15 protein-coding genes are annotated in these 14,952 nt (G+C 65.3%); 7 read left to right on the top strand and 8 right to left on the bottom strand.

The genetic code is table 11. From position 1 onward, the window contains the following. Positions 1–19 precede the first annotated feature (19 nt). Positions 20–1,030 (bottom strand): hypothetical protein, encoded by a 1,011-nt coding sequence (locus tag BM222_RS21720; RefSeq protein WP_092231750.1) that lies wholly within the window; start codon positions 1,028–1,030, stop codon positions 20–22. Between the two features lie 279 nt (positions 1,031–1,309). Here BM222_RS21720 and BM222_RS21715 point away from each other — a divergent pair, with 279 nt between their 5' ends. Next, positions 1,310–1,681, top strand: a complete 372-nt coding sequence (locus BM222_RS21715; protein ID WP_092231920.1) for a Crp/Fnr family transcriptional regulator — start codon at positions 1,310–1,312, stop codon at positions 1,679–1,681. Next, the gene (locus tag BM222_RS21710) at positions 1,678–2,490 is read left to right on the top strand and encodes an MBL fold metallo-hydrolase (RefSeq protein ID WP_092231747.1); all 813 of its coding nucleotides are present in this window, start codon (positions 1,678–1,680) and stop codon (positions 2,488–2,490) included. The genes BM222_RS21715 and BM222_RS21710 overlap by 4 nt, the downstream gene beginning before the upstream one ends. Before the next feature lie 128 nt (positions 2,491–2,618). On the opposite strand, the gene BM222_RS21705 is transcribed toward BM222_RS21710, so the two are convergent. From BM222_RS21705 to BM222_RS21695, 3 genes are all read right to left on the bottom strand, one after another. Continuing rightward, on the bottom strand, positions 2,619–3,116 hold the full coding sequence (locus tag BM222_RS21705) for a TPM domain-containing protein (RefSeq protein ID WP_092231744.1): 498 nt from the start codon (positions 3,114–3,116) through the stop codon (positions 2,619–2,621). A 2-nt stretch (positions 3,117–3,118) separates the two neighbouring features. Next, a complete protein-coding gene (locus BM222_RS21700; protein ID WP_177243363.1) occupies positions 3,119–4,006 on the bottom strand; it encodes a TPM domain-containing protein in 888 nt (295 codons plus the stop codon). A 130-nt stretch (positions 4,007–4,136) separates the two neighbouring features. Further along, positions 4,137–4,745 (bottom strand): LemA family protein, encoded by a 609-nt coding sequence (locus BM222_RS21695; RefSeq protein ID WP_092231737.1) that lies wholly within the window; start codon positions 4,743–4,745, stop codon positions 4,137–4,139. 169 nt (positions 4,746–4,914) lie between these two features. On the opposite strand from BM222_RS21695, the gene BM222_RS21690 reads away from it, so the two are divergent. The 3 genes from BM222_RS21690 to BM222_RS21680 are packed head-to-tail and all read left to right on the top strand — an operon-like array spanning position 4,915 to position 8,130. After that, positions 4,915–5,766, top strand: coding sequence for an enoyl-CoA hydratase (locus BM222_RS21690; protein ID WP_092231734.1), 852 nt, complete (start codon positions 4,915–4,917; stop codon positions 5,764–5,766). Between the two features lie 4 nt (positions 5,767–5,770). Then, complete coding sequence (locus tag BM222_RS21685; protein ID WP_092231731.1) at positions 5,771–6,919, top strand: acyl-CoA dehydrogenase family protein; 1,149 nt, start codon at positions 5,771–5,773, stop codon at positions 6,917–6,919. Between the two features lie 14 nt (positions 6,920–6,933). After that, positions 6,934–8,130 (top strand): acyl-CoA dehydrogenase family protein, encoded by a 1,197-nt coding sequence (locus tag BM222_RS21680; RefSeq protein ID WP_092231730.1) that lies wholly within the window; start codon positions 6,934–6,936, stop codon positions 8,128–8,130. A 24-nt stretch (positions 8,131–8,154) separates the two neighbouring features. Here BM222_RS21680 and BM222_RS21675 read toward each other — a convergent pair whose 3' ends face one another. Both BM222_RS21675 and BM222_RS21670 read right to left on the bottom strand, forming a co-directional pair. After that, a complete protein-coding gene (locus tag BM222_RS21675; protein ID WP_092231727.1) occupies positions 8,155–10,479 on the bottom strand; it encodes a xanthine dehydrogenase family protein molybdopterin-binding subunit in 2,325 nt (774 codons plus the stop codon). A gap of 195 nt (positions 10,480–10,674) precedes the next feature. Continuing rightward, positions 10,675–11,550 (bottom strand): dihydrodipicolinate synthase family protein, encoded by an 876-nt coding sequence (locus tag BM222_RS21670; protein ID WP_092231724.1) that lies wholly within the window; start codon positions 11,548–11,550, stop codon positions 10,675–10,677. Between the two features lie 349 nt (positions 11,551–11,899). Here BM222_RS21670 and BM222_RS21665 point away from each other — a divergent pair, with 349 nt between their 5' ends. Further along, positions 11,900–12,766, top strand: coding sequence for a S1C family serine protease (locus tag BM222_RS21665; protein ID WP_092231721.1), 867 nt, complete (start codon positions 11,900–11,902; stop codon positions 12,764–12,766). Next, positions 12,763–13,134: a response regulator transcription factor gene (locus BM222_RS21660; RefSeq protein WP_092231718.1), complete on the top strand. Its 372-nt coding sequence runs from the start codon at positions 12,763–12,765 to the stop codon at positions 13,132–13,134. Before BM222_RS21665 ends, BM222_RS21660 begins: the two co-directional genes overlap by 4 nt. On the opposite strand, the gene BM222_RS21655 is transcribed toward BM222_RS21660, so the two are convergent. Continuing rightward, the gene (locus BM222_RS21655) at positions 13,129–14,199 is read right to left on the bottom strand and encodes a sensor histidine kinase (protein ID WP_092231715.1); all 1,071 of its coding nucleotides are present in this window, start codon (positions 14,197–14,199) and stop codon (positions 13,129–13,131) included. The two genes, BM222_RS21660 and BM222_RS21655, sit on opposite strands and share 6 nt — an antisense overlap. Further along, the gene (locus BM222_RS21650; RefSeq protein ID WP_092231712.1) at positions 14,186–14,878 is read right to left on the bottom strand and encodes a response regulator transcription factor; all 693 of its coding nucleotides are present in this window, start codon (positions 14,876–14,878) and stop codon (positions 14,186–14,188) included. Before BM222_RS21650 ends, BM222_RS21655 begins: the two co-directional genes overlap by 14 nt. Between the last annotated feature and the right edge of the window lie 74 nt (positions 14,879–14,952).

The following is a 14,952-nucleotide window of genomic DNA, read 5'->3' as shown; positions in this document are numbered from 1 at the left end:
GCATTGAGATATCGGACGCTTAGCGCGCGACGATCAGGCCCTTGCTGGTGACGACCACCCAGCGGCCATCCTGACGGCGGATCGCGTCGACGCGGCCGATTCCCGGGATGGGATCACCGGCATAGACCTCGTACAGGCCACTCCGGCCCTCGACCAGCGCGCCGCCATTGGCGACGTCGCGCAGCCTCCAGCCCTCGATCGTCGGCAGGCGGCCGACTTCGGTCTTGGGCGCAGCAGGCACGGGAGCCGCCGTAGGAGCAGCCGTCGCAACCTGGGTCGGGGCCGGTGCTGCTACCGTGCCGGTGGTTTCCTTGGCGGGCGCCGGGGCGGCAGCTTGCACAGGGGCGGCTGGCGGCGTGGCACGGAGCTTGTCGACGGTCTCGGACAACTTGGCGAGCTTGGCCATCGGCTCGGCCTGCGCCTTCTCGAGCTTGTCGAGACGATCATTGGCCCGGTTGATTTGGCTGAGGCCATTCTTCGAGCTGTGCTCGAGATTGGCCTTGAGCGCGACGATGTCGGCGTCGATCCGCGAGACGGACGCATCCAGCGCACTGGTATCGGCGACCTGCGCCGGTGCCGGGCTGGCGAAATGCATCATGCTGGCGGTCGCGAGCGCGCCGCTGGCGGCGCCGACGCAAGCCGCGATCGCGACGACAGCGGCCATCGCCGACAGTCGACGCTTGCCGGCAGTGTCCCGCACCTCGTCCGCCTTCACATGCGGGGCGAACTCTTCGCGCTCCCACGACTGCTCCGGGGGCGCCATGACGATGAGCTTGCCGGGCTTTGGCTCCGCCTTGGCCTTGGGTTCAGCCTTGGGCTCAGCCTTGGGTTCAGCCTTGGGTTCAGCGCCGACCTCAAACTTCGGGACCACGATCCGCGGCGGCTCGACCGCCGGGGCATCTGCTTTGGGCGGCGTCTCATGGTCGGGGGCGATCGAAGGGGCATCGATGGCGGCGGCAGCCTCGACGGCCGGCGGCACGGCTGCTCCGGCGGCGTCTGCGGCGCTGTCCTGGCCGGCCAGTTCGGGCATTGGTTCGCTCACGGCTCAAATACTCCAGTCTCGGTTGACCTTTTGGTAACTTTCATTGCTTGCGAATTCCTTACCTCGGGACCCGCTTACCGAAATTTTAGGAACTCGTCCGGGGCCGAATTGGGTCGGGAAAATGGAACCGGCGTGGCGGGCATGAAACAATTTGTAACCGGATGAAGATGAACGGCGGAGCAACGGCCGGGACGGCCGGTGTTTGCCCGTGACCGTTCCCCGGTTAACATGGGCCATCCCGTCAGCCAGAAGGCGTTTGGGGGTGCCATGACAATCGAGAAATGCATCAACACGTTCGGTGTCGATGACGTCATCTTCGAGGAGGGCTCCACCGGGCGCGAATTGTTCGTCGTGCTCGACGGCGAGGTCGAGATCGCCAAACTCGACGGCGCCCGCAAAACCAGCATCATCAAGCTCGGCAAGGGCGAGTTCTTCGGCGAGATGGCCGTGATCGACGGCTCAGCCCGCTCGGCGACCGCGATTGCATCGGCGCCCGATACGAAGGTGATGCGGATCAACCACGCGCGCTTCGTCTACCTCGTCAGCCAGCAGCCGGCGTTTGCGCTGATGGTGATGGACGCGTTATCGAAGCGCCTGCGCGCCTCCAACGCCGTTACCTACCGGGCGGCGCAATCATGAGTGAGCGCAAGCCGACCGCATTCCCGATCCTGATGAAGAACGACGTCTGCTCGCTGATCCAGGCGGCCGATGACGTCTACCAGATCCGCTTCTTCAACCGCGCCGCCAACGCATATCTGGTACGCGGCTCGGCGCGAACCATCCTGATCGATGTCGGCTTGTCCTCCAACTATCCGGCGATGGCCGAGTGCCTGACCTTCGCCGGATGCCCGCCCGAGAAGATCGACATGGTGGTGCTGAGCCATGAGCATCTCGACCATATCGGCGCGGCCTGGCACTTCAACGAGCGCCGCACCTATGTGGCCGCCCATCGCCTTGCCGCCAACAAGATCATGCTGCGCGACGATTTCTCGATGCTGCGCAAGATGTTCAACGAACCGAACGTGCCTATCAACATCGACATCTGGCTCGAGGAGGGCAACCTGATCGACCTCGGCAATTTCCGCCTCAACGTGATGTACACGCCGGGCCATACCTCGGCCTGCATCACGCTGTTCGAGCAGGATAAGGGCTTGTTGTTTGCCGCTGATACCTTGATGCCCGGCGGCGTGATGGGCGGCGTGTTCGGCTCCGGCAGCATCTCCGACTACATCCAGTCGCTGGAGCGCATCAAGGGGCTGAACACCAAGATCCTGCTGTCCGGGCACGGAAGGCTGTCCGACACACCGCAGGAAGACGTGCGCATCGCGATTGCGCGATCACACGGCCTCTTGGAAGACACCGCGGAATTGTTCGAAGCGCTGGATGCACGATCGAACTTCGAGCCGATCATGCAGTCGGTGCGGGATTTGAACAAGCTGGACGACTGAAGGCGCGGGCGCCTCTGCCAACCCCGTCATTGCGAGCGCAGCGAAGCAATCCAGACTGCCGCTGCCAAGAGATTCTGGATTGCTTCGTCGCTTCGCTCCTCGCAATGACGACGGACAGAGCCGCACTCTCACATCACCACCGGTGTGTCCGGCAGCTCGTTCGGATGCGCCCCGCCCGGCGGATAGTGCTTTGCGAGCTCTCGCGACACCGCCGCAATGCCATCGATCGCGCCACGCTCGAACTCGCCGGAGCCGAACGCGGCCTCCATCGCGCGGCAGATCGCCTCCCAGCCCGCGGCACCAACCTTCGCATCGATGCCGCGGTCGGCGATGATCTCGACATCGCGGTCGGCGAGCAGCAGATAGATCAGCACGCCGTTGTTGTGCGCGGTGTCCCAGATCCGCAGATGCGAGAACAAATCGAGCGCGCGCTCGCGAGCGTGCTGATTGCGGAACAGCGGGCGGCCGTCGAGCGCACCTTCGACGACGAAGCGCACCTGGCCGGAATGCGTCCTTTCGCTTTGCTTGATCGCCTGCTCGATGCGATCGAGCACACTTTTCGGGAACACTTGCCGCACACGCCAATGGTGCTGGAGGAGATGCCTGATGATACGTCCGATGCTCATGACTACCAGCTCCCCGAGGCGCCGCCGCCACCAAAGCTGCCGCCGCCCCCACTGAAGCTGCCGCTGTCACTGGACGACGATCCGCTGCTCCAGCCGCCCGACGAGGAGCCGCCCGACCAGGAACCACCGCGCGACGACCCCGTCGACGCCGGAAACAGATCGGCGATGAAGGACAGCACAAAGGCGATGATTCCGGCGAGCAGGGCCAACACGCCGGATCCGAGGATCAGCAGCGCCAGAAGGCCAATCATGCTGCCCGTCGCGACCGAGCCCAGCAACCGCCCCAGCAGTGCGCGCAAGAATCCGCCGACGACGAGCGAAGCAAACAGGACAAACGGAACAGCCGGCCCGATATCATCCAGATTGGCGAAATTCACGCTGCGCGAGGGAGCCGGCAATGGCTCGCCGTCGACGACGCGCATCATCCGCTCCGCGCCGGCCGAGATGCCGCCGGCGAAATCACCGTCCCTGAATTTTGGGGTGATGACCTCATCGATGATCCGCCGCGAGGTCACGTCCGTGAGCGCACCTTCGAGGCCGTAGCCGACCTCGATGCGTAAGTGCCGGTCGTTCTTGGCGACGACGAGAATCGCGCCGTCGTCGACCTTCTTGCGGCCGATCTTCCAGGCTTCAGCGACACGGATCGAGAACTGCTCGATCGTCTCCGGTTCCGTCGTCGGCACGATCAGCACGGCGATCTGGCTGCCCTTGCGCGCCTCGAAATCGCCGAGCTTCTGCGACAATGCGGCGATGTCGCCGCTCGACAACGTGCCGGTCCGGTCGACGACACGGCCGGTCAGTTGCGGAATGGCAACGTCGGCCGCGGCGGGGAGGACAAAGGCAAGGAAAAGCGTTGCCACGATCGTTGCGCGCCACACGCTCAGTGTCATCGCCCGGCTCGAACGGCCGATCCAGTATTCCAGAGACGCCAGCGCGGTCCTGAAAGGCCGCGGCGTACCGGATTCCCCGCTTTCGCGGGGAATGACAGCGGTGGGTGGGGCGCGCATCTGGGACGAACGCTTACTTCGACGGCGCGGGCGTGGGGTTGAAATCGACCTTCGGCGCGGTCGAGATTTCCTTCTCGTTCTCGACCGAGAAGTTCGGCTTCTCCTTATAGCTGAACATCATCGCCGTGAGGTTCGTCGGGAACGAGCGGATGGTGACGTTATAGTCCTGCACCGACTTGATGTAGCGGTTGCGCGCGACCGTGATGCGGTTTTCGGTGCCCTCGAGCTGCGACATCAAGTCCCTGAACAGCGCGTCCGACTTGAGCTGCGGATAGTTCTCCGTGACCACGAGGAGCCGCGACAACGCGCTCGAGAGCTCGCCCTGGGCGGCCTGGAATTTCTGGAAGGCAGCGGGGTCGTTGAGTACCTCGGGCGTTGCCTGGATGCTGCCGACCTTGGCGCGGGCATTGGTGACGCCGAGCAGCACGTCCTTTTCCTGCTGCGCAAATCCCTTCACCGAGTTGACCAGATTCGGCATGAGATCGGCACGGCGTTGATACTGGTTCACCACCTCGGACCAGTTGGCCTTGATCTGCTCGTCCTGGCTCTGGATCGCGTTGTAGCCGCAATTGGTGAGGCTGAGCGAGGCCAGCGCCGCCAGCACGGTCAGGATCTTGCGCATCAAATTTCTCCCGGTGGAATCGGCCGCAAGCTACCAGATCGAGCGCATAAAGCGCCAGATATCCGGCGCGGACGGCGCGAAAAGCAGCCGGCTGACGCAAGCCCCTTGCCTGCCATCACGCGACATAGTCAACTCGCAGCCAACAAGGCGAAAATGCAGGGAGCGCGCCATGTCCTCGTTCGAGACCATCCTGGTGGAGCGGCCGGAGCCGGCGATCGCCCGGATCGTGATGAACCGGCCCGACGCGCGCAACGCGCAGAACCTGCAGATGACCTACGACCTCAACGCCGCCTTCGACGCGGCGGTGCAGGACGATGCGGTCAAGGTGATCATCCTGGCTGGGAACGGGCCGCATTTCTCCTCCGGCCACGATCTGCGCCCTGGGCCCAGGAATACCGCAGGCACAGATTTTCCGCCGGTGGGAAATTGGGGCGGCTTTGCGGAAGCCAACGCCCACGGCCGCTTCGCGCGCGAACAGGAGATATATCTCCAGATCACGCGGCGCTGGCGCAACCTGGCCAAGCCCACCATCGCCGAAGTGCACGGCAAGTGCATCGCCGGCGGCTTGATGCTGGCCTGGGCCTGCGACCTCATCTTCGCCAGCGACGATGCGCAGTTCTGCGACCCTGTTGTCACCATGGGCGTCTGCGGCGTCGAATGGTTCGTGCATCCCTGGGAGCTCGGGCCCCGCAAGGCCAAGGAATTTCTGTTCACCGCCGACTCGTGGAGTGCGCAGGAGGCGCACCAGCTCGGCATGGTCAACCAGGTCGTGCCGCGCGCGGAGCTGTCGTCCCGCGTGCTGGAGCTCGCGCGCCGGATCGCGGCAAAGCCGTCCTTTGCGCTGAAGCTGACCAAGGAGGCGGTGAATCGCTCGGTCGACGTCATGGGGCAACCCGCCGCGATCGACCAGGCCTTCGCTCTGCATCAACTCTGTCACGCCCACAACCTGCAGGAGTTCGGCATGGTGGTCGATCCGTCCGGACTGCATCCCTCCGTGCGCAAACCGGCGGCCGCGGAGTAAAGACATGGATCTCAATCTCAGCGACGAGCAACGACTGCTGCGCGAGAGCGCGGAACGCTTCGTGGCCGAGAGCTACGACGCCGACCACCGCCGCAAGACCGCGAACGACCCACTCGGCTTCAGCCCTGAAGTCTGGAAGCAGTTCGCCGAGCTCGGCTGGCTGGCGCTGCCGATCCCGGAAGAGTTCGGCGGCCTCGGCGCCGGTCCGGTCGAGATCGGCATCTTGATGGAAGCGTTTGGCCGCGGGCTGGTGTCCGAGCCGTACATCGCAACGGTCGTGCTCGGCGCCGCGTTGATCGAGCGATGCGGCGGCCCGGCGCAGAAGCAGGCGAACCTGCCCAAGATCGCGGACGGAACATTGAAGCTCGCCTTCGCGCATTCCGAGCGTGCCGCGCGGTTCGATCTCGCCAAGGTCGCGACATCGGCGACCAAGACAGCACAAGGCTGGCACCTCACCGGCAGCAAGATCGCCGTGCTCGACGGCCATGCGGCCGACGAGATCATCGTGTCAGCGCATCTGCATGATCATCGGGGACCATCAGGACGGGTCGGCCTGTTTCTGGTGCCGGCGACGGCAGCGGGGCTCGCGATTTCCGATTACCAACGTCTCGGCGGGGGACGGGCCTGCAACATCGAACTCTCCGACGTGCAGTTGCCCGAGGACGCCCTGCTCGGCGATGGCGCGAACGCGCTGCCGGCGATCGAATGGGCCGTCGATCGCGTGATGGCTGCGCTTGGTGCCGAGGCTGTCGGCATCATGCAGACGCTGCTCGACACCACGCTTGACTACACCAAGATCAGAAAACAGTTCGGCCGGCCGCTCTCGGCCAACCAGGTGATCCGCCATCGCCTCGCCGACATGGCCATCCAGGTGGACGAAGCCCGCTCGATGGCGCTGCGCGCCGCGTTGAAGGCAGATAGCGCACCGGTCGAGCGCGCCCGCGCTGCTTCAGCCGCGAAGGCGAAGATCGGCAAATGCGCGCGCTTCGTCGGCGAGCAGTCGATCCAGCTTCACGGCGGCATGGGTGTCACCGAGGAACTCGAGGTCGGTGCCTATTTCAAGCGGCTCGTCGCCTTTGACACGCTGTTCGGCGGGGCCGCGCATCATTATGCCCGCCATGCCCAGCTCGGCCGCGCGGCTTCGACTGCCTGAAACAGGAGCGCATCATGGAGCTGTCGTTCAATGCCGAGGAGCGCGCCTTCCAGAGCGAGGTGCGAAGTTTCATCGCCAAAAATCTCACCGAGGAGATGAGGCGCGCGACCGCGCTGACGCCCTCGGTGTTCTCCGATCCCCCGATCGGCATGGCCTGGCAGCGCGCGTTGCACAAACAGGGCTGGGGCGCACCGGGTTGGCCGGTCGAGCACGGCGGCCCGGACTGGACGCCGGCGCAACGCTGGATCTTCGAGAGCGAGTGCGCCCGCGCCGGCGTGCCCAATGTCAATGTGATGGGCGTGAAGATGGTCGGGCCCGTCATCATCGGTTTCGGCTCGCCCGAGCAGAAGAATTATTACCTGCCGCGGATTCTCTCCGGCGAGGACTATTGGTGCCAGGGCTATTCCGAGCCGGGCTCGGGCTCCGATCTCTCCTCGCTGAAGACGCGCGCGGTACGCGACGGCGACGATTACATCATCAACGGCACCAAGATCTGGACCACGCATGCGCACCACGCCAACCGCATGTTCGCGCTGGTGCGCACCAGCGACGGACCGCGCCAGCAGGACGGCATCAGCTTCATCCTGATCGACATGAAGGCACCGGGCATCACGACGCGACCGATCCTCACCATTGGCGGCGACCACGAGGTCAACCAGGTGTTCTTCGACGACGTGCGCGTACCCGTCTCCAACCGCGTCGGCGACGAAGGCAAGGGCTGGACCTACGGCAAATATCTGCTCGAATTCGAGCGCGGCTCCGGCATTGCATCAGCCAAGCTGCGCGAGGGACTGCGCGCGATCACCGAGCTTGCGGAGTCCGATCTCACGGGCCGCGCGATCGAGAGCCCTGACATCGCGTCCCGCATTTCCGAGATCGAGGTCGACATCGATGCGCTTGAAATGACCGAGCTGCGCGTGCTCTCGGCGCTGCAAACGGGCCAAAATCCCGGTGCGGTATCGTCGATCCTGAAGCTGCGCAACAGCGAGATCCGGCAGGCCGTGACAAAGCTGGGCGTCGACGTGATCGGCCACGACGCGCTCGTGGTCGAGCCGATGCGTCCGCTCTACGAGCTCAACCACGAGCCGGCGCTGCCGGAGGACATGCTGACGGTGGTGCCGGAATATCTCAACGGCCGCGCCTACACGATCTTCGGCGGCACGTCGGAGATCCAGCGCGATATCATCGCGAAGATAATGCTGGGGATCTAGCTCTCTCCTCCGCACTTGAAAGGGCTAAGCCGTCGCCTTCGCATCCCGGATCGCCTGCCAGATCTTCTGCGGCGTCAGCGGCGTATTCAGCTGGGTGATGCCGAGCTCGGCGAGCGCGTCCATCACGCCGTTGGCGACGCAGGGCGGGCCCCCGATGGCGCCGGACTCGCCGCAGCCCTTGGCGCCCAGCGGATTGGTGCGGCAGGGCGCGGAATCATCCAGCGTCACCACGATCGGCGGCACGTCATCGGCGCGCGGGATACAGTAGTCCTGATAGCTCGCGGTCAGCAGCTGACCGTCGGCATCATAGGACACACCCTCATACAGCGCCTGGCCGATTCCTTGCGCGACTCCCCCATGGATCTGGCCGGTCACCAGCATGGGGTTCACGGCGACGCCGACGTCGTCGACGGTGGTGTAACGCACGACCTTGGACACGCCGGTCTCGGGGTCGATCTCGACCTCGCAGATATGCGTGCCGTTCGGCCAGCTCGGCCCGTCGACCTCGCCCTCGGAATCGACGCTAAGTCTTTCACCGGCCTCCTTCTCGGCAATGTCGAACAGGCTGATGCGGCGGTCGGTGCCGACCACGGTCAGCATGCCGCCCTGATACTCGATGTCCTCGACCGAGGTCTCGAGCACATTCGCCGCCCTTTCGCGCGCCTTCTGGATCAGATCGTTGGAGGAGACCGCGACCGCGGTACCGCCGACGAACAGCGAGCGCGAGCCGACGCTGCCAAAACCCATGGCGAGATCGGTATCGCCCTGGACGACGTCGATCTTGTCCATGGCAATGCCGAGCGTGTCGGAGATCATCTGCGTGTAGGTGGTCTGCAGCCCCTGCCCCATCGCCTGGGTGCCGGAATGCAGCACGACGCGGCCCTGCGAGGTTGCCTGCAGCGTGACCTTTTCGGTATGCGCGCGGCCGCCGGTCCATTCGATGTAGGAGGTGAGGCCGCGGCCGTAGAGCAGGCCCTTTTTCTTGGCCGCCTTCTTGCGCGCGGCAAAGCCGTCCCAGTCGGCGAGCTTGACTGCACGGTCGAGCATGTGCGCGAAGGCGCCGGAGTCGTACACTTGGCCTGCTGCATTGGTGTAGGGCAGCTGCGCCGGCTTGATGTAGTTGGCTTTCCGGATCGCGCGCGGATCCATGCCGATCTTGCGCGCAGCAGCGTCGAACAGGCGCTCGACGATGAAGACTGCTTCAGGACGCCCCGCGCCACGATAAGCACCGACCGGCGCAGTGTGGGTCATCACCGACTTGATCTCGAAATGCACCAGCGGCAGATCGTAGACGCCGGTCTGCACGAACGGACCGAGCACCAGCGGAATGATGTTGCCCGTGCCGGAGGAGTAGGCACCGGTGCAGCCGATCGACCTGACCCGATAGGCGAGCACCTTGCCCTTCTCGTCCAGGGCGAAGGAGGCGGTCGAAGTGAGGTCGCGGCCGTGGGTGCCGCCGACGAATTCGTCGCTACGGTCGCCGCGCCAGCGGATCTTCTTGTTCAGCTTGGTCGCTGCATAGGCGACGATGCCGTCTTCCGGATAAAGGCTGGTCTTCTGGCCGAAGCCGCCGCCGATATCGCCGACCAGCACGCGCACGCTGTCCTTCGGACGCTTGAGGATCGATTCCGCGAGGAGATCACGGGTCGAGGCCGGCGTCTGTGACTGCACGTGCAGGAGAAGACGGCCGGTCTTCTTGTCGATCTCGGCAATGGTCGAGCGCGGCTCCATCGCCGAGGGCACCAGACGCTGGCTGACGAGATCGAGCTCGACCGTATGCGCCGCCTTGGCGAAGGCTTCGTCGACCTTGGCGGCATCGCCATAGCTCATCGCGCCGACAATGTTATCGGGAGCGTCCGGCCACACTACCGGCGCACCCGGCTTCACGGCCTCGACGGGATCGACCACGGCGGGCTGCACGTCGTACTCGACGGCGATCGCCTCGGCCGCGCTCTGTGCCTCCGCACGTGACGAGGCCACGACCGCCGCAACGGCCTCGCCGGTGTAACGGACGACCTCATGGGCGAGCAGGCGGCGTGGCGGCACCGTCATCGGCTTGCCGTCAGGGCGCTTGAAGATGCTTAGCGTCGGGATGGCGCCGACGTCGTCCTTGACGAGATCGACGCCGGTGTAGATCGCGGCGACACCCGGCATCGATGCCGCCGCGCTGGTGTCGATCGAGACGATTTTCGCATGCGCATGCGGCGAGCGCAGCACGTGCAACCACAGCGCGCCGTCCTCCGGCTTGTCATCGATGAATTGACCCTTCCCGGTGAGCAGCCGCTGGTCTTCCAAACGCTTGACGGGCTGGCCCGCTCCGAAACGCAAATTGCCGGGAAGAATATTCATTCCGCTGGGTCCTCTAAGCCTCAAAAGTGCGGCCGCCTTTTAGCGGATCGAGGCAGACCAGACCAGTCGCGGATTTGGGCGATAAACCCACGGATTCGTCATGCCCGGGCTTGTCGGGGGCATCCACGTTCTTGCTTTCGCGTTGTGAGACGTGGATGGCCGGGTCAAGCCCGACCATGATGCCTGCGGAGGGGCTTACGCCAGCTCCCGCAGCGCCGCCTCAACGGCTTTCCGCGCCTCGGCGTTGAGCGCCGCCTGCGGCGGGACGGGATCGCCGACGTCATAGCCCTGGATCGAAAGGCCAGCCTTGATGCAGGCGGCGAGATTGAAGCGGGCGAAGGCCTCGTTGATGCGCCACAGCCTGCGCTGGAGCGCCATGGCCTCGTCCCAGCGACCGGCCCGGCCGAGATCGTAGAGCCTGACGCTCTGGCGCGGAATGATGCAGGCCGGTCCCGCCATCCAACCGACGCCGCCGATCAACATCACAGCGGCCGGGATGTGGGCAGAGGCCGCAAACACGCGTAAGGCATCGCCGCAGCGGTTGATGATCGAGAGCAACCTGCCGGTGTTGGTCGAGGCATCCTTGATGTAGCCGATGCGCGGATGTTCGGCGAGGCGCGCAATGACGTCGAGGGTCAGATCCGAGCGCTGGAATTGCGGATTGGTGTAGATGACGACCGGAATGTCCACGGCGTCGGCAATGCCGCGGAAATAGGATTCGACCTGGGCATCAGAGAGCGGGAAGTAGGCCTCGAGGATCGCCAGGATGCCGTCGGCGCCGAGCTTCTGATAGGCCTGCGCCTGCGCCACTGCATCGGCCGTCGAGGCCGACGCAACGCCCGCGACGACGGGCACACGGCCCTTCGCAGCCTCGATCGTGGTCTGCACGATCGCCATGCGCTGCGCGGCGTTGAGATAGGCGAACTCCCCGGTCGAGCCGAGCGGGGTCAGTCCGTGCACGTCGGCGCGGATCAGATCGTCGCAGAGCCTTGCGAGCACGTCAGTCCGCACAGTGCCGTCGGCACTGACGGGTGAGACGAGGTAGGGGAAGACGCCGCGAAATTCGGTCATGTCGGGAATAAAATCCGCAGGAGCTGAGTCCAGTCTGGCGGGCGCGCGATCCATCGCGTGCTACCATGGGGTATAATTGCCAGCAAGCGATCGGCCCTCGAGCCTATTTGTGGTCTTTGGAATTGTCCTGCAGCGTTGCGCCTTTCGTTGCGTTGCGTCAACTGCAGCCGCGTGCTCCAACAGATCGATTGCGACGCCATCAAGCCTGGTTTGGGGATTGCGGCACGTTCGCGCGAGGGGCTCCAAATCACATGTCCGTCGGCCATGTCCCTGGGGAGGACTGGCCACCCGGCCAGTTTCGCTATCGGCCGCGACATCCCAGATTGTGGGCAACTTACAGGAGCCTTCCATGACCGACCTCACCCCTCTCACCTCGCTGTCATCGGCGCTCGCGGACGTCGTGGCGCGTATCTCGCCGTCCGTCGTCTCCGTGCATTCGCATCGTTCCCGCTCGACCGGCTTCGTCTGGAAGCGCGGCCTGATCGTCACCGCCGACGAGGCGCTGGCCGACGAGGGCGACGTCCAGATCTCCGATGCCGACGGCAGCGCGGTTGCCGCCACGGTGGTCGGCCGCGACCACACGACCGACATCGCGCTGCTGCGCGCCGATACGGCCATAGCGCCGGTCAAGCTGGCGGCGACGATCCCTGCTCTCGGCTCGCTCTCGGTCGTGGCTTCCACCAACCGCGATGCACCGAGCGCTTCGCTGGGATTGGTGTCCGCTTCAGGCAAGGGCTGGCGCTCGCTGCGTGGCGGCGAGATCGATGCGCGGATCGAGCTCGATGTCCGCCTGCGCCCGAGCCAGGAAGGCGGCCTTGCCATCGATGCCTCGGGCGAGGCCTTCGGCATGGCGGTGCTCGGCCCACGGCGCGTGCTGGTGATCCCGACCGCCACGATCGAGCGGGTCGCGGCGCAGCTCGAGACCCGCGGCCGCATCGCGCGCGGTTATCTCGGACTCGGGCTCCAGCCGCTGCGGCTCGATGATGGCATCGGCGCGATGGTGATGAATGTCGACAAGGCTGGTCCTGCCGCTACGGCCGGCATCCGGCAGGGCGACGTGATCGTGGCGGTCAACGACGAGAAACTTTCCGGCGTGCGCGCGTTGCTGCGAACGCTGGGGCCCGCCAGTGTCGGCCGGGTGGTCGATGTCGCGGTCCGGCGTGGCGGCGAGCCAGCGAGCTTCAGGGTCACAATTGGCGAGAGGCCCGAGGCGTGAGCGAGGACACCACGCCCGACATCGTGCTGTCGATCGAGATCGACGATCCCGTGTTGGCCGACCGCCTCGCGATGCTGCTCGGCAGTGTCGCGGGGCTTCGCCTTGCCGCGTCCGGCGAGACCGCCAATGCGAGCGTCGTCGCACGCGATCCGCGCGTCATGCCCGAGGATATCGCGCTGACGCAGCGCGAGCTCGACGTGCTCGCGCTGATGGCGGAAGGCGCCTCCAACAAGATGATCGCGCGCCGGCTCAATATCTCCGTGCACACCGTGAAATTCCATGTCGGCTCGCTGCTCGACAAGCTGGATGCGACCGGCCGCACCGATGCGGTGGCGCATGCGGCGCGCCGCGGCGTGATCGAGCTATAGCGCGCTCCTGAAGCTGAGCTGCACCGTCAGGCCCGGCGCGTTGTCGTGCAGCGCAATCTCGGCGGCATGCAGGCGCGACACCGCCGCGACCAGGCTCAGGCCCAGGCCGTTGCCCGGCGTATAGCGGCTCTGCTCGAGCCGATAGAAGCGCTTGAACACATGGTCATGCTGATCGGCTGCAATGCCCGGGCCATCATCGGCGATGGCGATCGTCGCACTGTTGCCGGCATTGCGGCACGTCACCGTGACCTTTCCGCCCGGACGGCCGTGCTTGATCGCGTTGTCGACGAGATTGGCGATGGCATCGAACAAGAGGTCGCGATCGCCTGTGACTGCCACTTCGCTGTCACCACCGAGGCTCAGGCGCGTCGCGACCTGTTCGGCGGCGGCGTCGTAGAGCTCGACGACCTCGCCGGCAATTTCAGCCAGGTTGAGCGTACGAAACGCGCTGCGGCGCGCGCGGGTCTCGATCTCCGAGATCCGGGTGATCGAGGCGAACATGCCGAGCACGGCGTCGAGATCGGCGATGGTGTCGCCGATCAGTGCGGCATCGGCCTCGCTGTTGCGCTCGTGGTGATAGGCCTTTTCCAGCCGGCCGCGCATCCGCGTCAGCGGCGTACGGAGATCGTGGGCGACATTGTCGCTGACCTGCTTGACCTCACCCATCAGGGTCTCGATGCGATCGAGCATCTGGTTGAGGTTTTCGGCGGCCCGGTCCCATTCGTCATGACTGCCGCGCAAGGGAATGCGCCGGTCGAGGCCTGACAACATGATCGCGCGGCTGGTGGCGTTGATCTCCTCGATCCGCCCGACCGTGCGCCGCGTCACCAGCACGGCGGCCAGACCGGCCAGCAGCACGAGCAGCACGGCGACCGCGATCATCGCGAGCTCGAGCATGGCGACGAAGCCGGAATGATCGCCGGCATCTCCGACCCGGCTCCGCACATAAGCGAGCGTGCCGAAATAGACGTAAGCCATGATCGCCGCGACGATCAGGCCGAAGATCGCGATCGCAATCAGCGCCAGGCGGAAGGTCGAGGACCGAAGCGTCTTAGCCAGGAGCACGGAGGCAATATCCGATACCGCGAATGGTGTGGATCAATGGATAGGCCTGGGCATCGTCGACCTTGCGGCGGACGCGCCCGACATAAACGTCGATGATGTTGGTGGAGGGATCGAAATGCAGGTCCCAGACGTGCTGCAGCAGCATCGCGCGGGAGACGACACGCCCCTCGTTGCGCACGAGGTATTCGAGCAATTGAAACTCGCGCGGCAGCAGCGGAATCTTGCGGCCGCGGCGGCTGGCGTTGCGCGCGATCAGGTCCACGGCGAGATCGCCGACGCGCAGGATCGTCTCCTTGGCGATGGTCTCGCTGCGGCGACCGAGCGCCTCGAGGCGCGCGAGCAGCTCGACGAAGGAGAACGGCTTGACCAGATAATCGTCGCCGCCGGCGCGCAACCCGCGCACGCGGTCATCGACCTCGCCGAGCGCGGAGATGATCAGGAAGGGCGAGGCGACGCCGTCATCGCGCATCTGCCGCATCACGGTGATGCCGTCGATATCCGGCAGCATGCGGTCGATTGTGATCACGGCATAGTCGCGCACGAGGCCATGGCTGAGGGCTTCACGCCCCGTCGCCGCGAGATCGACGTCATAACCCGAGGCCGTCAATTCCTCGACGAGCTGGCCTGCGGTTTCCGGATCGTCCTCGACGACGAGGATGCGGCGGTGGCCTCCGGTCATGACGAACTCCGCGCGACGATCGCCACCAGATTATCCCGTTCCGGGGCTGAGCGGAACCACCCGGCGGCGATCGC

The organism is Bradyrhizobium sp. Gha (genome assembly GCF_900113735.1).
Classification (GTDB): Bacteria; Pseudomonadota; Alphaproteobacteria; order Rhizobiales; family Xanthobacteraceae; genus Bradyrhizobium.
The sequence above is the reverse complement of the archived record's forward strand: the minus strand, read 5'-3'. Positions and strand labels throughout refer to the sequence as shown.